Origin of the sequence: Kosakonia oryzendophytica (genome assembly GCF_027886705.1) — a bacterium.
GTDB lineage: Bacteria > Pseudomonadota > Gammaproteobacteria > Enterobacterales > Enterobacteriaceae > Kosakonia > Kosakonia oryzendophytica.
The window spans coordinates 1703079-1722249 of sequence record NZ_CP115659.1; the positions used below are offsets into that span (position 1 = coordinate 1703079).

Annotated in this window: 20 protein-coding genes and 1 pseudogene; 13 read left to right on the forward strand and 8 right to left on the reverse strand. The window is 53.4% G+C overall.

The genetic code is table 11. The features are described from left to right. Positions 1 to 5: 5 nt before the first annotated feature. The 3 genes and pseudogenes from mglC to O9K67_RS08245 all read left to right on the forward strand — a co-directional run bounded on the left by mglC (position 6) and on the right by O9K67_RS08245 (position 2047). A pseudogene (gene mglC / locus O9K67_RS08235) lies at positions 6 to 1014 on the forward strand (galactose/methyl galactoside ABC transporter permease MglC). Between the two features lie 168 nt (positions 1015 to 1182). After that, entirely contained in the window at positions 1183 to 1410 is a 228-nt protein-coding gene (locus O9K67_RS08240) for a hypothetical protein (protein ID WP_061494003.1), read from the forward strand. Between the two features lie 211 nt (positions 1411 to 1621). Then, a complete protein-coding gene (locus O9K67_RS08245) occupies positions 1622 to 2047 on the forward strand; it encodes a hypothetical protein (protein WP_061494004.1) in 426 nt (141 codons plus the stop codon). Between the two features lie 7 nt (positions 2048 to 2054). On the opposite strand, the gene sanA is transcribed toward O9K67_RS08245, so the two are convergent. The 4 genes from sanA to O9K67_RS08265 all read right to left on the reverse strand — a co-directional run bounded on the left by sanA (position 2055) and on the right by O9K67_RS08265 (position 5004). After that, entirely contained in the window at positions 2055 to 2774 is a 720-nt protein-coding gene (gene sanA / locus O9K67_RS08250) for an outer membrane permeability protein SanA (protein ID WP_061494005.1), read from the reverse strand. 125 nt (positions 2775 to 2899) lie between these two features. Further along, on the reverse strand, positions 2900 to 3784 hold the full coding sequence (cdd, locus tag O9K67_RS08255) for a cytidine deaminase (RefSeq protein ID WP_061494006.1): 885 nt from the start codon (positions 3782 to 3784) through the stop codon (positions 2900 to 2902). Positions 3785 to 3913: 129 nt separating this feature from the next. Further along, complete coding sequence (locus tag O9K67_RS08260) at positions 3914 to 4609, reverse strand: CidB/LrgB family autolysis modulator (protein WP_061494007.1); 696 nt, start codon at positions 4607 to 4609, stop codon at positions 3914 to 3916. Then, positions 4606 to 5004 carry a CidA/LrgA family protein gene (locus O9K67_RS08265; protein WP_061494008.1) on the reverse strand — a complete coding sequence of 133 codons (399 nt, stop codon included), beginning with the start codon at positions 5002 to 5004 and terminating at the stop codon, positions 4606 to 4608. The genes O9K67_RS08260 and O9K67_RS08265 overlap by 4 nt, the downstream gene beginning before the upstream one ends. 228 nt (positions 5005 to 5232) lie before the next feature. Here O9K67_RS08265 and dusC point away from each other — a divergent pair, with 228 nt between their 5' ends. From dusC to O9K67_RS08295, 6 genes are all read left to right on the forward strand, one after another. After that, a complete protein-coding gene (dusC, locus tag O9K67_RS08270; RefSeq protein WP_061494009.1) occupies positions 5233 to 6189 on the forward strand; it encodes a tRNA dihydrouridine(16) synthase DusC in 957 nt (318 codons plus the stop codon). Positions 6190 to 6448: 259 nt separating this feature from the next. Continuing rightward, entirely contained in the window at positions 6449 to 7771 is a 1323-nt protein-coding gene (locus tag O9K67_RS08275) for an OprD family outer membrane porin (RefSeq protein WP_061494010.1), read from the forward strand. A 16-nt stretch (positions 7772 to 7787) separates the two neighbouring features. Beyond that, a complete protein-coding gene (gene surE / locus O9K67_RS08280) occupies positions 7788 to 8660 on the forward strand; it encodes a 5'/3'-nucleotidase SurE (protein WP_061494011.1) in 873 nt (290 codons plus the stop codon). Positions 8661 to 8818: 158 nt separating this feature from the next. Next, the gene (gene bglG / locus O9K67_RS08285; protein ID WP_061494012.1) at positions 8819 to 9652 is read left to right on the forward strand and encodes a transcriptional antiterminator BglG; all 834 of its coding nucleotides are present in this window, start codon (positions 8819 to 8821) and stop codon (positions 9650 to 9652) included. A 144-nt stretch (positions 9653 to 9796) separates the two neighbouring features. Next, positions 9797 to 11656, forward strand: a complete 1860-nt coding sequence (gene bglF, locus O9K67_RS08290) for a PTS beta-glucoside transporter subunit IIABC (protein WP_061494013.1) — start codon at positions 9797 to 9799, stop codon at positions 11654 to 11656. Between the two features lie 15 nt (positions 11657 to 11671). Next, positions 11672 to 13063, forward strand: a complete 1392-nt coding sequence (locus O9K67_RS08295) for a glycoside hydrolase family 1 protein (RefSeq protein ID WP_061494014.1) — start codon at positions 11672 to 11674, stop codon at positions 13061 to 13063. Positions 13064 to 13101: 38 nt separating this feature from the next. On the opposite strand, the gene O9K67_RS08300 is transcribed toward O9K67_RS08295, so the two are convergent. Next, positions 13102 to 14016 (reverse strand): LysR family transcriptional regulator, encoded by a 915-nt coding sequence (locus tag O9K67_RS08300; protein ID WP_061494015.1) that lies wholly within the window; start codon positions 14014 to 14016, stop codon positions 13102 to 13104. Between the two features lie 73 nt (positions 14017 to 14089). Between O9K67_RS08300 and O9K67_RS08305 the strand changes: the two genes are divergently transcribed. Beyond that, complete coding sequence (locus O9K67_RS08305; RefSeq protein WP_061494016.1) at positions 14090 to 15043, forward strand: MBL fold metallo-hydrolase; 954 nt, start codon at positions 14090 to 14092, stop codon at positions 15041 to 15043. A gap of 41 nt (positions 15044 to 15084) precedes the next feature. Here O9K67_RS08305 and O9K67_RS24815 read toward each other — a convergent pair whose 3' ends face one another. Next, on the reverse strand, positions 15085 to 15171 hold the full coding sequence (locus O9K67_RS24815; RefSeq protein ID WP_088238073.1) for a small membrane protein YohP: 87 nt from the start codon (positions 15169 to 15171) through the stop codon (positions 15085 to 15087). 107 nt (positions 15172 to 15278) lie between these two features. On the opposite strand from O9K67_RS24815, the gene O9K67_RS08310 reads away from it, so the two are divergent. Continuing rightward, positions 15279 to 16052, forward strand: a complete 774-nt coding sequence (locus tag O9K67_RS08310; protein ID WP_061494017.1) for an SDR family oxidoreductase — start codon at positions 15279 to 15281, stop codon at positions 16050 to 16052. Here O9K67_RS08310 and O9K67_RS08315 read toward each other — a convergent pair. Continuing rightward, positions 16049 to 16636, reverse strand: a complete 588-nt coding sequence (locus O9K67_RS08315; protein WP_061494018.1) for a DedA family protein — start codon at positions 16634 to 16636, stop codon at positions 16049 to 16051. The genes O9K67_RS08310 and O9K67_RS08315 overlap by 4 nt on opposite strands. 172 nt (positions 16637 to 16808) lie before the next feature. On the opposite strand from O9K67_RS08315, the gene O9K67_RS08320 reads away from it, so the two are divergent. Both O9K67_RS08320 and pbpG read left to right on the forward strand, forming a co-directional pair. After that, complete coding sequence (locus tag O9K67_RS08320) at positions 16809 to 17396, forward strand: Yip1 family protein (RefSeq protein ID WP_061494019.1); 588 nt, start codon at positions 16809 to 16811, stop codon at positions 17394 to 17396. A 182-nt stretch (positions 17397 to 17578) separates the two neighbouring features. Then, positions 17579 to 18526: a D-alanyl-D-alanine endopeptidase gene (gene pbpG, locus O9K67_RS08325; protein ID WP_061494020.1), complete on the forward strand. Its 948-nt coding sequence runs from the start codon at positions 17579 to 17581 to the stop codon at positions 18524 to 18526. On the opposite strand, the gene O9K67_RS08330 is transcribed toward pbpG, so the two are convergent. Beyond that, entirely contained in the window at positions 18527 to 19081 is a 555-nt protein-coding gene (locus O9K67_RS08330) for a GNAT family N-acetyltransferase (RefSeq protein WP_061494021.1), read from the reverse strand. Positions 19082 to 19171: the final 90 nt, after the last annotated feature.

Sequence of the window (19171 nt, forward strand, 5' to 3'; positions counted from 1 at the left end):
TCCTCATGAGTGCGTTAAATAAAAACTTTTCTCACTTATCTGAAAGACGGCGGCATTTATGTTGTTCTTTTAGTGTTACTGGCCATTATTATTTTCCAGGATCCCACATTCTTAAGTCTGCTGAACTTAAGTAACATTCTGACCCAATCTTCTGTGCGTATTATTATCGCGCTGGGCGTGGCGGGGCTGATTGTTACACAGGGCACTGACCTTTCCGCCGGGCGCCAGGTGGGCCTGGCAGCGGTGGTTGCCGCAACGCTGCTGCAATCCATGGAAAACGCCAATAAAGTCTTCCCGGACATGGCCACCATGCCGATTCCGGTGGTGATCCTGATTGTTTGCGCCATTGGCGCGATTATCGGGCTGGTGAACGGTATCGTTATTGCTTACCTGAACGTAACACCGTTTATCACCACGCTGGGTACGATGATCATCGTTTACGGTATCAACTCCCTGTACTACGACTTTGTAGGTGCATCGCCGATTTCTGGCTTCGACAGTGGTTTCTCCTCCTTTACACAGGGTTTCATTGCGCTGGGTGGTTTCCGACTGTCGTATATCACCTTCTATGCGTTAATTGCCGTCGTCTTTGTCTGGATCCTGTGGAATAAAACCCGCTTTGGCAAAAACATTTTCGCTATCGGTGGTAACCCGGAAGCAGCGAAAGTGTCCGGCGTGAACGTGGCGCTGAACCTGCTGATGATTTATGCGCTGTCCGGGGTGTTCTATGCCTTTGGCGGTATGCTGGAAGCGGGCCGTATCGGTTCTGCGACCAACAACCTCGGCTTTATGTATGAGCTGGATGCTATCGCAGCCTGTGTGGTGGGCGGCGTTTCCTTCAGCGGCGGTGTGGGTACCGTACTGGGCGTGGTGACCGGTGTTATTATCTTCACCGTTATCAACTACGGTCTGACCTATATTGGTATTAACCCGTACTGGCAGTACATCATCAAAGGCGGCATCATCATCTTTGCGGTGGCGCTGGACTCACTGAAATACGCGCGTAAGAAATAAGCGTGTCATATTCAACAAGCCCGCTGTTTCAGCGGGCTTTTTTTATGCCTGCCATTAATACGGTATGAACGGGGAGGAGGCGAAAAAAACTTTGTCCAAACAAATTTGTTAAATTTTCCGCTTCGATGCTACGCTCAAATAAGGCACAGCATTAATGAGGTAATTCTGATGGACAAAGAATTCGCGTTTCCTGCATTTCCCGTGATCGGCTGGCAGGTTGGGCCGGTGGAAGATTTAAATGGTGTGGTAGTCAAATTTGGCTACAGTACGTCGCCTTATGGACCTGGCGCGACAACTTTTGATTCGCAATTTTTTAGCCTGACACCGGAAATGGTCAAAAGCCTGATCTATGACCTGGAGCGCAGTTTGCACCGCTGTGAAGACAAAGTCGCCTGACACCCTTTAAGAGACTTCGCGCAGCCGCTTTGAAACGCTTTTGTCCTCTGCGCGATAGTTTTTTATACGCTTGCAAATTTCGTCCCGGAGCGTGCGCAATTAGCCGGCGGATTTAACAATTAAGTCAATTCTGAATGCCTTCCGCTCCGTCGGTACTTACGCTTGAAAGGTAAATCTCTGAAATTAGTATCTGCAGCTCAGAGGGGCGCCTATGAATGTTGTGTATTTTAAAGTTGATCACCTTCCGCACGAAAAAACCAACCATGTGAATTTCTGCCTTAAGGGCATTGAATTACTGCGCGATGGCGAAGTGGTTGCCACTCCCGGCGATATCAAGGTCACCTCCCTGCCGTTTTACTGTTTTTGCACGGTGCCTACCGGTTTTCGCAAAATCGAATTCAAAATGAAGAACGCAGCGCCAGCCCGTATTCACTGCTCGGCGGGGTATTTAAAAACCGGCGAGGACCTTGTCGATACGCCGGAGGGGGAGACGATATTCTCCTTTAATGCGCTGAGCGGTTTATGGACGCTTGACAGGAACGAGGAGGAGGTTATCGATCACCGTGCGTTTAGGGCGCGGGATTTTACCCTTATCAGACCCGTGAAGAGCGCCAACCGCAATGTGTCGGCGTACTGACGCCGGATCAGTTTTTCCCTTTCTTTTGCATCTCAAACAGTTGCCCGGCGGTGACGGCCGGGTAACCTTGCGCATTATCAGGCACTTCCTGCAAGGATGGAATGGGGACCAGCGGGCCTAAAAATCGTGGCTCGCGCTTGAACATATAGAGATCCGCGATGGTGCCGAGCCGCGCACCGAATTCCCGCACCCGAACGCTCCACATATCTTTTGGCGATGGCACGGCGTAACACTGCGCCTGGATCCCCATATGCTGGGCGATAAACAACGCACGCTCACAGTGGAAACGCTGGGTGATAATGATGAAATCGTTGGTATCAAAGACCTTACGCGTACGGACAATCGAATCGAGGGTGCGAAAACCAGCATAGTCGAGCACGATGTCGGAGGGATCGACACCTGCGGCAATCAAATCCTTACGCATGGTCATCGGCTCATTATAGCTTTGCATCGCGTTATCGCCGCTGAGCAACAGGTAGTTGACCTTACCGCTGTTATAGGCGTTCAGCGCGCCCTGAATACGGTAACGGTAATATTGATTGATAACACCCGTGCGGTAGTATTTCGCGGTGCCAAGCACAACGCCCACCTGCCGCCAGGGCAGATCCTGCAAATCGTCATAGATATAGGGCGAGGTTTTCCAGCTCATCCAGCGATCAAGACCCAGCGCCGTTAACAGCAGTAAGCCGATCAGGACTAACAGGCTGTATAGCAAACGCTTTAACATGCAGGAGACTCGGTACAGGTTTGAAATTTAACTCAGGCTACTTTACCCGTCCGGCAAGCGCAAGAAACAGAGGTTCAATTGCGGGCTTTTTCATCACTGCGGGCGTGAACCCGCAGTGACAGACATTATGCAAGCAGTACGCGGTCGGTGTGCTGGCAGCCCAATGCACGCAGCGTGGCGACGGTTGCATCCCACTGTGTGAGTGGCGCATCAGCGCGTTCAGCCAGCAGCGCGTGTTGAATATCTGCGTAATCAAAACCACTCAGATTGAGCAAGTTTAGTGCGCCCTGCAACGGTGGCAGTGTCGGGTTGAAAGCGGCATTTTCCGCATAACTGCCGCAGAAAATACGCCCATCACGACATTCGAGCGCAACCCCGGAAGGAGAATGCGTGTAAGGGGAGTGGCTGCGGTTCGCTGCGCTGATCGCTGCTTGTGCTAACGGTTCTCCGCTCACAGCAAAACCATGGTTCTGCTCGTCCATCAATAACGTTTTGATCTCCAAGTCTTTTGGGCCAAAAGCGTCCGGCAGGTAATCGCCCAGCGTATGGGGGGCGCGTCCCGGCAGGTTAATGCGCAGGGTCAGCCCGCTGTTCAGTTCATTCATAAACTGGCGGCAATGCCCGCAAGGGGTGTAGTTCACGGTGACGGAAGAGAGGGCTTTTTCGCCGCGCAGCCAGGCATGGCTGATGGCGCTCTGCTCGGCGTGTACAGTTTGTTGCATCGTTGCACCGCGGAACTCCATATTGGCGCCAAAGTACCAGATGCCACTGACGCCACGGGCAATAGCGCCAACATTGAAATGCGACAAATCGGTGCGGGCGCAGGCCGCTGCAAGCGGTAACAGCGCAAAGGCCAGTGTATCTTCATCCATGCCGGTGGCGCTACGCAAAGTCGCCACCTGCGCCGCGCTCAGCATAGCGGGGAAGTGCTCATCCGCCAGCAGAGGCGCCAGCGCGGTTTGCAAATCTCCCGCAAGCCCGGAAAACGCAGTGTGAAAACGTGAATGCATGGCGTTGCCTCATAATCGTGTATTGGAACCGTAGTTTACGGGGCAACAGGGTGATTATGTGTGATTTTTATCACATTGCATGTGCAACTTATGAAACTGAAATTAAAATTGCGCGACCAATCGCAAAGTTTATCGCAATACAGCCATGATCAATGGAAACAGAAACGGAGCCACCAGCGAAGTAATAATCCCACAGATCACTAATGCCAGTGAACTGAATGCCCCTTCCTGATAATCCACTTCGGCGCAGCGCGCGGTGCCCAGCGCATGCGAAGCCGTACCCATCGCCAGCCCGCGGGCGGATTTGGTATGTATGCGCATAAGATTGAGAAAAGTATGACCGAAGACCGCTCCCAGCACGCCAACGAAAATCACGCAGACGGCGCTGATGGCGGGAATGCCACCGATGCTGCCCCCCACGGCCATCGCAATCGGTGTCGTGACGGATTTTGGCAACACCGATGCGGCGATTTCCGGCGTTGCCCCCATCAGCAGGGCGATGGCGGTACCGGAAATCATTGCCACCAGGCTACCGCAAAAGCAGATGGTGATAATCGATTTCCAGCGCGCACGGATCTGGTGCAACTGCTCATAAAGCGGGAAGGCCAGTGCGACCACCGCAGGTTGCAGCAGATCGTTGAGGATTTTGCTGCCCTGAAAGTAGTGATCGTAAGGGATACCGGTTAGCAGCAGGATGGGAATGATCACCACCATGGCGACAAGCAGCGGGTTCAGCAGCGGCATTTTGAAACGCGCGGCAAGTTTTCGGGCGGCAAAAAAGACCGCCAGCGTCAGTGGCAACGACCACCAAATATACGTCATCATTCTTTATCACCTTCTTGCCCGGCGATTTTACGTTCACCATGCGCCAGATGAGTGCTCCAGCTCACCACCAGAAATACAATCACCGTACTGACTGCGCAGGAAACAATAATGGGACCAAATTGCGCGCGTAGCAGGTCGTAATACTGCATCACGCCAACCCCGATAGGCACAAACAGCAGCGCCATATAACGGATCAAGAGATAGCAGCCCGGATTGACCCACTTCGCGGGCAGGATTTGTAGCGCCAGCAGTACGAACATGATCAGCATACCGATAATGCTGCCGGGAATCGTGATGGGCAGAAGTGACGCGATATAGATCCCTGCGTACAGGCAGGCGTAGATAAGTACAAAAGCACGCAGATATTGCCAAATAATATTCAATGATTTACTCATGGTGAAAGCCCTTGCTGAAACGCATTCATCATACAATTAAAGCTAAAAACGTGCTACTGATCACATCATGAATTGTGAGCATACCAAACATTCCATTCTGGAACGTTATGCATTCCCACAAGATTTTCCCCGCGGGCTACCGGCAAGTGTAGTTTTTCCGCCCGATAAAGGCACTTTCCACGCCGTGACAGAGGCGCTACTATGGCGCCTCATTTTTTGGGGTGATTTATGCGTGTATTACTGGCGCCAATGGAAGGTGTGCTCGATTCGCTGGTGCGCGAGCTGCTTACCGGGGTTAACGATTACGATCATTGCATCACCGAGTTTTTGCGGGTGGTGGATCAACTGCTGCCGGTAAAATCATTTTATAAAATCTGCCCTGAACTGCACCGACAAAGCCGCACGCCTTCCGGTACGTTGGTGCGTGTACAGCTACTGGGGCAATACCCGCAGTGGCTGGCGGAGAACGCCGCTCGGGCGGTTGAACTCGGGTCATGGGGCGTGGATCTGAACTGCGGCTGTCCGTCGAAGCTGGTTAATGGCAGCGGTGGTGGCGCGACGCTGTTGAAAGATCCCGAGCTGATCTATCGCGGCGCGAAAGCAATGCGCGAGGCCGTTCCTGCTCATCTGCCGGTCACGGTAAAAGTGCGTCTGGGGTGGGACAGCCCCGCGCGCCAGTTTGAGATTGCCGATGCGGTGCAACAGGCCGGTGCGACAGAACTGGTGGTGCATGGCCGCACCAAAGAAGATGGTTATAAAGCAGAGCGCATTAACTGGCAGGCAATCAGTGACATCCGCCAGCGATTGTCTATTCCCGTGGTGGCCAATGGTGAAATCTGGGACTGGCAAAGCGCGCAGGATTGCATGGCAGTCACCGGGTGCGATGCGGTGATGATTGGGCGCGGTGCACTGAATGTACCGAACCTCAGCCGGGTGATTAAGTACAACGAACCTCGCATGCCATGGCCGCAGGTCGTTGCTTTATTGGCGAAATATGTCCAGCTGGAAAAACAGGGCGATACGGGCTTATATCATGTCGCACGTATTAAACAGTGGCTGGGTTATTTGCGTAAAGAATATATAGAAGCAGGACATCTATTTTCTATTATTCGAACCTGTAAAACATCTGCTGAAATTGCAGAAGAAATTTCTCGCGAGCTAAATCACGTTTCTGCTGATTTGTAAAATAAGCCTCTGGTAGATTGGTGTGCAGCGTGTTATTTATATCCGCGCAGCACATCAGGATTGTTACTGTTATACAGGCAAAACCTAAACCATCATAATTCATAGTCTGGCGAATTATGGGTTTGGGTTTTTGTCTTTTTAATGGTCTGATTAATAGAAACGTTTATGTGAACTGTTTAAATAAATACTGATCAGTCACGGGTGTTGAAAGTAATTCGACGGCGTTCCTGTGGTCTGAATATAAAATGGAATGAACAGTATGACGCTATTTAAATTAACATTACCTCTGGTTTTTATTTCCGGCTGGAGTTGCGCAGCAATTTCCGCTAATGCCTTTCCTGTCGCCACCCAGGGATTTCTTGAAGATAGTCAGTTTACGGTGACGTTGAAAAATGTCTGGATGTTAAGCACCAACGACCAGCAAGAGCAGGCCGGTATCGGCGAACAAAATGCCTGGGCGCAAGGTGCGTTGCTGGATTACCAAAGCGGCTGGTACCAGGAAACCGTCGGCGTTGATGCATCCTGGTACAGCGTGGCGAAGCTGTACGCTAACGATGACTTCGCCGGCAGAGACCTGCTGCGCGATAAAAACGGCCATGCGGAAGGGTTCAACAAGATAGGCCAACTCTATGCAAAGGTGAAATGGGAAGAGGGCGATGCCTACGCCAGGCTGTTCGCCGGTTGGCAACAGTTGTATAAGTTCGGCGTGCTCAACGTCACTCGTAGTCGCGCAGCCCCGAGTACCTGGCAGGGTATCCGCGCGGAAACAGGCTGGGGGACTCTGTCGGCTCGCGGTGCCTGGGTCACGCGTTTTTCCGAACGCGATGAACCGGAAAAGCGAGGCTTTTATACGCTGAAGAGTAATAAACCTATCGATTATATCGTCACCGGAGAAATGAGCTGGAGCCCAACGAAATATTCCCGGGTGACCTGGGTTGCCGGTGAAAGCCATCATTATCTGTTGCGTCAGGGGCTGGAGACGCAATTTACCGTGCCGCTCGGTAAAAAAGAAAATATCTTATTACGCAGTGCCTGGTATTACAATCGCGGGCTGGATGAATGGGAGGGCGCTCGCGGTTTTACACATGACGCTCAACATTTTTTTGCACTACTGGGTTATCAATATCAGCAGATTGAATCCGGAATAGCCTGGTCAAAAACAAACGCCCATCTTGAAAATGGTCTGGGGAATTTTTACTGGCATATGGGGAAAAATACTCGCGGTGCATTTAATAGTCCGGCAGATGGGGAAGGGAATGATTATGTCAACGATGGCGAACAGATGTTGTATTTATACGGGAAATATCGTCTGTCGCCAGAATTTACCTTTGGGGTCTATGGCAATTATGGCTATGGAGCACGATATCAAGCAACGTCATTAACGCAGTGGGAATACGGCGGATATGTTTCATGGACGCCAAAAAGTATCGAGGGTTTCTCATTGTTTGCCGGATTTGGCCCGAGTTATAGCTGGAAGTTGGTGAATGGCAAACCATGGCTGACGGACGACAAGCGGACATTTCACCGTTCGAAAGGGATCGGTGGCAGCGTGACAATGGAATACAAATTTGGTCTGCATTAATAAAAGGAAAATTAAAATGAATAAACCAGTGCTGGCATTACTACTCACTTCGCTCACTGCGGCGCATACGCAGGCTGCCGAACAGGCGATGCGCATTCTGTTGGTTAACGACGACGGATGCGAATCGCCAGGCACCACTTCTTTGCAGGAGAAGCTCGCCGCCAAAGGGTACGACGTATGGATGGTGGCGCCCACTACTAATCAGAGCGGAATTGGTTCGGCAATTACCTTTAAGCCCAACAAAATTTTTGACGTGAAGAAGGTGGCGGAAAAACGCTATTGCTTCCCTGGCACACCCGCAGATTCACTGGATTTCGGCCTGCTTGGCGTACTCCGGGATACACCGCCAGACCTGGTAATTTCCGGCGTTAACGACGGTCCGAACACCGGGGTGGCGCAACTCAATTCCGGTACCGTCGGCGCAGCGGCCCGTGCGGTACGTTATGGCTTTCCGGCCATTGCCGCCAGCATCGGCTATCTGTTCACAGCTGAAGAGATGAAAGCAGGCTGGCCCAGCACACATCAATATTGGCCAGAATCTGTTGACTATCTGGTTTCACTGGTGGACAGGCTGCACAGCAAGTGGCAACCGGGGCAGCCTGTACTGCCTGTAGGGTCAGGACTCAGTATTAACTACCCGCCACTGGTGAAAAGCGCCATCAAGGGAGAGAAGTACATTGGCAACGAACGTTTCCCTGCGCCACAGCACTATTACAAGTTACTCGATGATGGCCGCGCACAGCAGGTTATGAGCGAGAAAGTGCTGATGCCGACAGAAGCAGACACCGATACCGGCTGGTTGAATAAGGGTTATATCACCTGGACACTATTGGATGGTGAGTGGGATGCACCTCAGTATGAATCACAATACAAAGCGCTTTTTCGTTAAGCGCCTGGCTGAGACGACGATCACAGTTTGTTTTCTGTCTCGTTGTTCGCCGTGGGGAAGCTGGTAGAGTGCTCAGGTGGATTGTTACTGCGAAAGCAGGCTAAACCTGATTATCTGGCTTCTGTCGGAGATCAGGTTTTTTTGTTTCTGGGGTCGTGATGAAGATCGCCAAAGTATTAAACAACAACGTCGTGGTGGTGCTGGACGAGCACCAACGCGAGCAGGTGGTGATGGGCAGAGGAATCGCCTTTCAGAAACGTCCCGGCGATCCTCTGGACGAACGCTGTATCGAAAAGGTGTTTGCACTGCAAAGCGATGAGTTGGTGCGTCGCCTTGGTGAACTGCTGAGTCAGATCCCACTGGAGGTGATGACCGCTTGCGATCGCATTATTGAACTGGCGCGCGAGCGGCTTGGCAAGTTGCAGGAGAGCCTTTACATCACCCTGACCGATCACTGTTTCTTTGCCATTGAGCGGCAGAAAAAAGGGGCGGTGATCCGCAATGTGCTGCTGTGGGAGATTAAGCGTCTTTACCCAAAAGAGTTTCAGTTGGGCCAGGAAGCACGGGCAATCCTCGCCAAACGCCTTGGGGTGGAGTTAGACGAAGATGAGGCGGGTTTTATTGCCCTGCATCTGGTGACCGCGCAACTGAACAGCGAAATGCCGGAAGTGATGCATATCACCAAAGTGATGCAGGAGATTCTGCATATCGTGAAGTATCAGTTAAAGCAGGAATACGATGAGGAATCCCTTAGCTATCACCGATTTGTGACACATCTGAAGTTTTTCTCTCAGCGTATGCTGAGCCGCACGGTTGTGGAAGATGACGATCTCTCCCTGCACCAGGCGGTCAAAGAGAACTACAACCTGGCATGGCAGTGTGCGGAAAAGGTGGCTCGTCATCTGGTCAGCACCTATCAGCGTGAGTTGACCACAGAGGAAATTATGTTTCTCGCCATCCATATTGAGCGAGTGAGAAAAGATCGGCGCTAGGGCTACGCCTCGCGTTCTGGCATTACCTGGATTGTTACTGCGTGATACAACGCAGGCAAAACCTGAGTTCGGTACCGTGAGGTGCCGGTCTCAGGTTTTTTTTTACTCAGTCACCGCCCTCGGGCATGAAGCAAGGAACACAGCATGGAATATCAAGCGCTGGCGAAAGAGATTCTGAGCCACGTTGGTGGCAAGGAAAACATCAACAGTCTGGTGCACTGCGCTACGCGGTTGCGCTTTAAATTAAAAGAGATGAAAAAAGCCGATGCCGAAGGATTGAAAGCCAACCCTGGCGTGATCATGGTCGTCGAAAGCGGTGGGCAGTTTCAGGTGGTCATCGGCAACCATGTCCACGATGTCTGGCAGGCGGTGCGCAACGAAGCCGGGATAACAGACGACACGCCCGCTGCGACCTCTGACGAGAAAGACAACCTGTTCGGGCGATTGATCGACATCGTCTCCGGCATTTTTACGCCGTTTATTGGCATTCTGGCTGCGTCGGGGATCCTCAAGGGATTATTGTCGCTGGCGATAGTATGCGGTTGGCTCACCGCCGAAAGCGGAACGTACAAAATCTGGTTCGCCGCCAGTGATGCACTCTTTTTCTTCCTGCCATTAGTGTTGGGCTACACCGCGGGTAAAAAATTCGGCGGTAATCCTTTTACCACTCTGGTGATTGGTGGCGCATTAACGCATCCGCTGATGCTCAGCGCCTTTAACGCCAGTCAGGGGGCTGATGCGGTCAGTGAAAGCTTTCTCGGTATCCCCGTGACGTTTCTGAATTACAGCGGCTCCGTGATCCCGATTATTCTTGCTGCCTGGGTAAGTTGCTGGCTGGAGAAACAGGGGAATCGCTTTTTACACTCCGCCGTCAAAAACTTTATTGCACCGCTGCTGTGTATTGCCATCACCGTACCGCTGACGTTTCTGATCATCGGCCCGGTGGCGACCTGGCTGAGCCAGATGCTGGCTTTCGGTTATCAAACCATCTACACATGGGCACCGTGGGCGGCTGGCGCAGCACTGGGTGCGTTGTGGCAGGTTTGCGTGATTTTCGGTCTGCACTGGGGGCTGGTGCCGCTGATGATCAATAACATTGCGGTCCTGGGGCAGGATACGATGTTGCCCATCCTGTTACCTGCGGTATTTGGGCAGGTGGGCGCAACGATGGGTATCTTCCTGCGCACCCGCGACGGTCGGCAAAAAGCGCTGGCGGGCTCCTCAATTGCGGCAGGTATCTTCGGCATCACTGAACCGGCCGTTTACGGTCTGACATTACCGCTGCGCCGACCCTTTATTTTCGGCTGTGTGGCCGGGGCATTGGGCGGCGCGATCGTCGGCTTTAGCGGCACGCATGTCTACTCCTTCGGTTTCGGGAATATCTTCACCTTTGCGCAGATGATTCCGCCAGGCGGCGTAGATGCGACGTTGTGGGGCGGAATCCTCGGCAGCGTTATCGCACTGGTGTTGTCTTGCGTTCTGACATTTATTGCCGGGTTACCGAAGGTGTCCACCGAACGTGATCAGCCGCAAATGGTCGCCGCCACTGATGATAACGCACTGCTTGCGCCGATGAGCGGCACCGTGCTGGCGTTGGACCAGGTGCCAGACAGCACCTTCGCCAGCGGTCTGTTAGGCCAGGGCGTGGCCATCATTCCGCAGGAGGGGCGAGTGATTGCACCGTTTGCCGGACAAGTCGCCTCACTGTTTGAAACTAAACATGCCATTGGTCTGCTCAGCGACAGCGGCATTGAAATATTGATTCATGTCGGCATCGACACGGTCAAGCTGGATGGAAAACTCTTCACTGCCCATGTCCGGGTGGGGGACAACGTGCAGCCGGGCGACCTGCTGCTGGAGTTCGACCGCGCTGCGATAATTGCCGCCGGGTTCGATCTTGCCACGCCGATTATTATCAGTAACAGCGACAGCTTCGGGAGCATCAGCACCGTCGCGTCAACCTCAGTTCAAGCCGGGATGCCGCTGCTGGCGGTCGCCCGTTAATCAAAGGAGCCAGCAATGAAATCGTTTCCGAAAACATTTTTATGGGGCGGCGCGATTGCCGCAAATCAGGTCGAAGGCGCGTATCTGGAAGACGGGAAGGGGCTTTCCACCTCCGACGCGCAGCCGAAAGGGGTATTCGGCGATGTGGTTGAACGTGTGCCGGGCGAAAGCGCCCTGAAAGATGTCGCTATCGACTTCTATCATCGCTATCCAGAAGATATCACGCTTTTTGCAGAGATGGGGTTTAGCTGCCTGCGAGTGTCGATTGCCTGGACGCGTATTTTTCCCAACGGCGATGAAAGCACACCTAACGAAGCCGGGTTGGCCTTTTATGACAAGCTGTTTGATGAATTAGCGAAACATGGTATTACACCGCTGGTCACACTCTCACATTACGAAATGCCGTGGGGGCTGGTGAAACAGTATGGCGGCTGGGGCAATCGTAGAACCATTGCCTTCTTTGAACACTATGCGCGTACAGTGTTCACCCGTTATCAGCACAAGGTCAAGCTATGGCTGACCTTTAACGAGATCAATATGTCGTTGCATGCACCGATGACCGGTGTGGGGTTACCCGAAAACAGCAGCAAAGCAGACGTCTTCCAGGCAATTCATCATCAACTGGTCGCCAGTGCGCTGGCGGTAAAAGCCTGCCACGACATAATCCCTGACGGGAAAATCGGCAATATGCTGTTGGGGGGACTGATGTACCCGCTGACCTGCAAGCCGGAAGACATCTTCGAAACGCTGCAGCAGAACCGTAGTTGGGAGTTCTTTGGCGATGTTCAGTGCCGTGGCGCGTATCCGGGCTATATGCTGCGTTACTTCCGCGACAATGGCATCAGCATTGAGATCACGGATGCTGACCGCGACGCGCTAAAATCGACCGTCGATTTTATCTCCTTCAGCTACTACATGACCGGATGTGTCACGACGGATGAAGAGCTGAATCAGAAAGCGCGCGGCAACATTCTCAGCATGGTGCAGAACCCGCATCTGGCAAGTTCTGAATGGGGCTGGCAGATCGATCCCCTCGGTTTGCGCACGCTGCTGAATATGCTGTGGGATCGTTGGCAGAAGCCACTGTTTATTGTAGAAAACGGGCTTGGCGCGAAAGATAAGGTTGAAGCAGATGGCAGTATTAACGACGACTACCGTATCGATTATCTGAACGATCACCTTGTACAAGTACGCGAGGCGATTGAGGACGGCGTTGAGGTAATGGGTTACACCAGTTGGGGGCCGATCGACCTGGTGAGCGCGTCGAAAGCTGAAATCTCCAAACGCTACGGTTTTATCTATGTCGATCGTGATGATAGCGGTAACGGTACGCTGGCACGCAGTCGCAAGAAAAGCTTTTACTGGTACCGCGATGTGATCACCAGCAATGGGGAAAGCCTGAAGTAAGCGGAACATGCCCGGTGTTGATACGCCGGGCACGGTTGTTACATCAACAAGTCAGTGATAAAGGTTTTCAGCCACATCACTGCCGGATCGCTGCTGTGGCGCTGGTGCCACAGCAGCGCCACGTCTATCGGTTCCGCTTCCAGCGGTACCGGACTCGCCATCAGACCGTGCGTACGTTGCCATTCTGCGGCAAGGCCCGAGGGCACCGTAGCCAGCGCAGGCATCGTCGCCAGCAATCCCGGCAGTGCAGCGAAATGTGGCGTCGTGTAATGGATACGACGCTGGTGGCCGGTTTTAGCCAGCAGCGCATCAAAATGGCTGCCGGTGGCTTCCCGGTAGCTGACCATCAGATGGGGCTGTGCAGCAAAGCTGTCGATATCCAGCGGCGTGGTTAACGTTAACTGCTGGGGATGCCAGAGTGTGACAAACGACATGGTTGTCAGAACTTCCCGTTCCAGCCAGCGTGGTCCGGCCGTGGCGACGCTTATTGCCATATCCATTTCCCCGCCTTCCAGCCGCGTAGCATCGCTAAACGGATCGCTGGCAATTACACTCAGGCGCATACCTGGTGCGGCCTGCTGTAACGCCGGTATCAGCTTCGGCATAAGCCACATCTCAACCCAATCAGCCATACCCAGCGTCAGCGACACAGTGACAGTACGGGGATCGAACGCTGCTTGCTGAAACAGCGTGCTCTGTAATTGCTCCAGCAGGGGCAACAACCCGGTATGCAACTCTTCCGCGCGGGCGGTGGGCTGCATGCGATGGCCACTGCGGATAAACAGAGGATCGTCGAACAGGGTGCGCAGGCGTGACAGTACACCGCTGACCGCGGGCTGACCGAGGTGCAGTTTGTCCGCCGCCGCAGAGACACTCTGTTCGCGAAACAGCACCGCAAAGGCGATCAACAGGTTAAGATCGATCTTGCGAAAATCATTCTCTTTGATAGTCATTATTGCTCCAATCAATTGGAATGATAGTAGCGGCGGCGGGATACTGGCGCAACTGAAACTATCGGAGCAGACAATGAAATATTATCCATTATTACTGGCGCTGCTGGTCTCTGGGGCAAGTCTCAACGCGCTCGCGACACCGCTGTCGACGCAGCAGGCGCAGGCACCGGGCTATTACCGCATGGCGTTGGGCGACTGGCAAATCACCGCCGTTTCTGACGGCACCGTAGCTGTGCCGTTTGATAAATTGCTCACCCCTATTACGCCGGAAAAACTGAAAGCGCGGATGGCGCAGGCAAACCTGCCGGTAAACGCAGAAACCTCCATCAACGCATTTGTGATCAACACCGGTAAGCAACTGATCCTGGTGGATGCTGGCGCCGGGCCATTATTTGGCGACGCGGGCGGTCACCTGCCGGAGAATCTGCGGGCAGCAGGTATCGATCCACAGGCTATCGATACGGTGCTGCTGACCCATATCCATGCAGATCACTCCGGGGGTGTACAGCGTGAGGGCAAACCCGTCTTCCCGAATGCCACCGTGCGTGTGGATCAGCGCGATGTGGATTTCTGGCTCAACCCCGCACATCAACGCGATGTGGAAGAGGGGCAGCGCCACACTTTTGCCGAGTCTGAGCGTTCGCTGCGTCCGGTGATTGATGCCGGTAAGCTCAGTCCCTTCCACGCCCCGGTACAGATTATGCCTGGCATTGATGCTATTCCCGCCGCGGGTCATACGCCCGGCAGCGTGATCTACCGTGTCAGCCACGCGGGTAAAACACTGCTGCTGTGGGGCGATATTATTCACGCACACCCGGTGCAGTTACCTCAGCCTGAGGTGGCGATCCATTTTGACGTCAATCGTCAGCAGGCGGTGGCGACGCGGGAGAACGTGCTGGCTCAGGCCGCCCGCGAAGGTGACTGGATAGCTGCAGCGCACATTGCCTTCCCCGGCCTTGGTAAGGTGATGAAAGCCGAAGAGGGATACCGCTGGGTGCCGATCAATTACAGTGCGCAGGGCAAATAACCTGCAATGACCGGGTGTGCATGAGCGCACCCGGTTCGCACTCAAAAAATCATCTTAAACACGCCCGTCACTACCAACAAACCAATCAAGAAGATAATCAGGATCACCCAAAGTAAAATCTTTAACATTTTCCTCGTCCTTCCGGCTGTTCAGGTAGTGCAAAGCTTAGGCAATCTCTCAGCATCCTGCCTTTTTTCTATACTTAGCTGTTCATACGTTAACCGGAGGGTGAAACATGACAGCAACGAAAGTCGCAATTGTTACTGCAGCAGATTCCGGTATCGGCAAGCAATGTGCGCTGATGCTGGCGGAGCAGGGGTTTGATATCGGTATCACCTGGCATTCCGATGAACAAGGCGCAAAAGAGACGGCCCGGCACGTTGAAAAACGGGGGCGACGTGCGGAGACCATTCAGCTGGATCTCAGTCAGTTACCGCAAGGAGCGCAGGCGATTGATTCGCTGATTGCCCGCTTCGGGCGTATCGACGCGCTGGTGAATAACGCCGGAGCCATGAGCAAAGCGCCGTTTCTTGACGTGAAATTTGAAGAGTGGCGCACCATTTTTACCGTGGATGTCGATGGCGCGTTTCTTTGCTCACAAATCGCCGCCCGGCAGATGGTTAAACAGGGGCAGGGCGGGCGCATTGTGAACATTACCTCGGTACACGAGCACACGCCATTACCGGAAGCCAGCGCCTATACTGCGGCCAAACATGCGCTGGGAGGGTTAACCAAATCCATGGCGCTGGAGTTGATTGAGCATAACATCCTGGTCAATGCCGTTGCACCCGGCGCGATAGCCACGCCGATGAACAACATGCGCGATGAAGATGCCACACCGGGTTCAATGCCCGACATTCCGCTGGCGCGACCGGGAAGAACCCGGGAGATTGCCAGCATGGTTGCCTGGCTCTGTTCTGATGATGCCAGCTACACCACCGGTCAATCGATGATTATTGATGGTGGCTTTATGCTGGCGAACCCGCAGTTTAAACCGAAAACCGGCTAGTCCTTCTCTGCGGAGCGGCTCTGGCGTTTTTTCCGACGATGCCGGAGCCAGCCACGCAGGCACACAACCAGCACCACCGCGATAACCAGCCAAATCCAGCGTTTCACATGCTGGTCGAACTGGTGCAGCCACGGACCAATCACTTCGCCGCCAATATATCCCAGCGTAGTGAAGATGAGCGCCCAAACGATAGCGCCAATGATGTTCAGCGGCAGGAAAATTTTCGGCCGCAGATGGCTGGTGCCAATCAATAACGGGCCGATAATGCGAAAGCCGTACATAAATCGCGAGCCAATCACAAACAGGTAAGGGTGGCGGCGAATGAGTGTTTGCGCCTGATGGATCTTCGCGCGGTGGCGGGAAAAACGCCGCAGGATCTTCATGCCATAACGCCTGCCCAGCAAATAGAGCAACTGGTCGCCAATCATCCCCCCCAGCGCAACAGACAGCACCACCAGTGGGAAACGCAGTAACCCTTGATGCGCGGCTACCCCGCCCAGCAGGGTAATGGTTTCGCCTTCGGCAATGCTGCCAATCACCAACGCGGCGTAGCCATACTGGCTAATCAGATTATTGATATCCATTGTGTTTACGTCCTCCCGGTAAAACGCCTGTAAGCATACACCTGATATCGCACTCGCGCCGGAAGAAGAGCGTACTTTGCCGCGGCAGCATTTTTTGAGTTGTACATAAAATAAGCGAAATAGTGAATTATACTGGAAGTGTCGATGTCCGGGCATTCAGCAAGGGGGCGTTATGAACCATGTCTGGGGACTTCTTTCCCATCCCGATCGTGAAATGCAGGTTATCAGAGGTGAAAACGAAACCATTTCGCATCATTACACTCACCATGTATTAATCATGGCTGCTATTCCGGTGATTTGCGCCTTTATTGGCACCACGCAAATCGGCTGGAATTTCGGCGAGAACAGTGTCGTGACGTTGTCATGGGTGACCGGTTTCTCTCTGGCGGTGCTGTTCTATGCCCTGATGTTGGCGGGCGTAGCGGTGATGGGGCGCGTGATCTGGTGGATGGCGCGCGGCTACCCGCAACGGCCATCACTGGGGCGCTGTATGGTCTTTGCCGGTTATGTCGCGACGCCGCTGTTTCTGAGCGGCATTGTGGCGCTTTACCCGCTGGTATGGCTGTGTGTGTTGGTGGGAACGGTGGCGCTGTTCTACACCGGTTATCTGCTCTATATCGGTATCCCAACATTCCTGAGTATTAACAAGGAAGAGGGGCTGAGTTTTTCCAGTTCAACGTTGGCAATCGGCGTACTGGTGCTGGAAGTTTTGCTGGCGTTAACCGTGATCCTTTGGGGTTATGGCTACCGATTGTTCTGATACCTGTTCTCCGAATCTTGCGTTGCTGGTGTAAAAGCCGGCAACGCAATCTCTCGCAATGATTATCCTCTGGCGACAACCCTGCATGGCGGCTATTATGCCAAAGCCAGCTCTGCTATTGCTCCTGCTAACAGACGCGGTGTGCGTAATAACGTGCGTGAATAATCTTCAGAAGTCTCATCATGCAGAAATTTCGAGTCTCCTTATTAAGCCTGGCCTTATTATTGGCTGCGCCTGTGGCGCCATTTGCTGTTGCGAAAACGACTACCCCGACGGTTGCCGCACAACCTGAGATTGCTTCAGGTAGCGCGATGATTGTCGATCTGCAAACCAATCAAGTTATCTATTCCAGTCATCCCGATCTGGTGCGTCCTATTGCCTCTATCACCAAACTGATGACGGCGATGGTGGTGCTGGATGCGCGACTGCCGCTTGATGAGAAACTCACGGTGGACATCAGTCAGACGCCGGAAATGAAAGGGATTTACTCCCGCGTGCGTCTGAACAGCGAAATCAGCCGTAAAAATATGCTGCTACTGGCGCTGATGTCATCGGAAAACCGTGCAGCAGCAAGCCTGGCGCACCACTATCCGGGTGGCTATAACGCCTTTATTGCCGCGATGAACGCCAAAGCGAAAGCGCTCGGCATGAGCAATACGCATTTTGTTGAGCCGACCGGGTTGTCAATCCACAACGTCTCTACCGCGAGGGATTTGACCAAACTGCTGATCGCGACCAAACAATATCCGCTGCTGGGGCAACTGAGCACCACGCGTGAAGAGATGGCGACCTTTGCGAACCCGGCGTACACGTTACCGTTCCGCAATACCAACCATCTGGTCTACCGCGATAACTGGAATATTCAACTGACAAAAACCGGCTTTACCAATGCGGCAGGACATTGTCTGGTGATGCGTACCGTCATCAATAACAAATCGGTGGCGCTGGTGGTGATGGATGCATTTGGTAAGTTCACGCACTTTGCTGATGCCAGCCGTCTGCGGACCTGGATTGAAACCGGGAAAGCCCAGCCGGTACCGGCTTCTGCATTAAGCTATAAGCGTCAGAAAGCGGCGCAAATGGCGCAAAACCCGGCCGACGATGACGCGCAGACCGCGCAAAACGATTAATTATTCCGGCAGCGTCCAGTCACCGTCGTTGAGTGGGCGCTGCATAATCAACGTATCCCGCCAGTCCCCTTTTTTATAGCCGACGCTGCGCAGTTGCCCGGCCAGTTCAAACCCGTACTTTTTATGCAGGCGCAACGAACCCGTATTGTTGTTGCCATCACCGATTACAGCAATCATCTGCCGCCACGGCCCGGCTTCGCAACGGTCGATGAGCGCGCCCATCAGCGTACTACCAATGCCGCGACCAATCATACTGGCATCGACATAAATGGACTCTTCCAGCGTGTAGCGATACGCCTCGCGCGGACGGTAAAAATGGGCGTAACTGTAGCCGACCACAATGCCATGGTAGAGGGCGACCAGCCACGGCAGGCCATCGCTGGCGACGTTGTTCATGCGGTTACGCATATCGTCAATGGTCGGCGGGACTTCTTCGAAGGAGGCGCGGCCATGCAGAACGTGCCAGGCATAGAGGGACGCAATAGCGTGTACGTCGTCAGGACAGGCGTCGCGTATCTCTATTGCAGGACCGGATAAGACATCAACAGCAGACATGACAGGTGTGCTCCTTCAAAGCAGAGAGCCATAGAAACGTTTCTATGGCTTTCGCTACTCTAGTACGAACGGAGCACACAATACAGTGCG

Bases quoted from the DNA above. Each gene is read 5' to 3' on its own strand.
- O9K67_RS08240 (WP_061494003.1), top strand. From the start codon at position 1,183: ATGGACAAAGAATTCGCGTTTCCTGCATTTCCCGTGATCGGCTGGCAG.
- O9K67_RS08245 (WP_061494004.1), top strand. From the start codon at position 1,622: ATGAATGTTGTGTATTTTAAAGTTGATCACCTTCCGCACGAAAAAACC.
- sanA (WP_061494005.1), bottom strand. From the start codon at position 2,774: ATGTTAAAGCGTTTGCTATACAGCCTGTTAGTCCTGATCGGCTTACTG.
- cdd (WP_061494006.1), bottom strand. From the start codon at position 3,784: ATGCATTCACGTTTTCACACTGCGTTTTCCGGGCTTGCGGGAGATTTG.
- O9K67_RS08260 (WP_061494007.1), bottom strand. From the start codon at position 4,609: ATGATGACGTATATTTGGTGGTCGTTGCCACTGACGCTGGCGGTCTTT.
- O9K67_RS08265 (WP_061494008.1), bottom strand. From the start codon at position 5,004: ATGAGTAAATCATTGAATATTATTTGGCAATATCTGCGTGCTTTTGTA.
- dusC (WP_061494009.1), top strand. From the start codon at position 5,233: ATGCGTGTATTACTGGCGCCAATGGAAGGTGTGCTCGATTCGCTGGTG.
- O9K67_RS08275 (WP_061494010.1), top strand. From the start codon at position 6,449: ATGACGCTATTTAAATTAACATTACCTCTGGTTTTTATTTCCGGCTGG.
- surE (WP_061494011.1), top strand. From the start codon at position 7,788: ATGAATAAACCAGTGCTGGCATTACTACTCACTTCGCTCACTGCGGCG.
- bglG (WP_061494012.1), top strand. From the start codon at position 8,819: ATGAAGATCGCCAAAGTATTAAACAACAACGTCGTGGTGGTGCTGGAC.
- bglF (WP_061494013.1), top strand. From the start codon at position 9,797: ATGGAATATCAAGCGCTGGCGAAAGAGATTCTGAGCCACGTTGGTGGC.
- O9K67_RS08295 (WP_061494014.1), top strand. From the start codon at position 11,672: ATGAAATCGTTTCCGAAAACATTTTTATGGGGCGGCGCGATTGCCGCA.
- O9K67_RS08300 (WP_061494015.1), bottom strand. From the start codon at position 14,016: ATGACTATCAAAGAGAATGATTTTCGCAAGATCGATCTTAACCTGTTG.
- O9K67_RS08305 (WP_061494016.1), top strand. From the start codon at position 14,090: ATGAAATATTATCCATTATTACTGGCGCTGCTGGTCTCTGGGGCAAGT.
- O9K67_RS24815 (WP_088238073.1), bottom strand. From the start codon at position 15,171: ATGTTAAAGATTTTACTTTGGGTGATCCTGATTATCTTCTTGATTGGT.
- O9K67_RS08310 (WP_061494017.1), top strand. From the start codon at position 15,279: ATGACAGCAACGAAAGTCGCAATTGTTACTGCAGCAGATTCCGGTATC.
- O9K67_RS08315 (WP_061494018.1), bottom strand. From the start codon at position 16,636: ATGGATATCAATAATCTGATTAGCCAGTATGGCTACGCCGCGTTGGTG.
- O9K67_RS08320 (WP_061494019.1), top strand. From the start codon at position 16,809: ATGAACCATGTCTGGGGACTTCTTTCCCATCCCGATCGTGAAATGCAG.
- pbpG (WP_061494020.1), top strand. From the start codon at position 17,579: ATGCAGAAATTTCGAGTCTCCTTATTAAGCCTGGCCTTATTATTGGCT.
- O9K67_RS08330 (WP_061494021.1), bottom strand. From the start codon at position 19,081: ATGTCTGCTGTTGATGTCTTATCCGGTCCTGCAATAGAGATACGCGAC.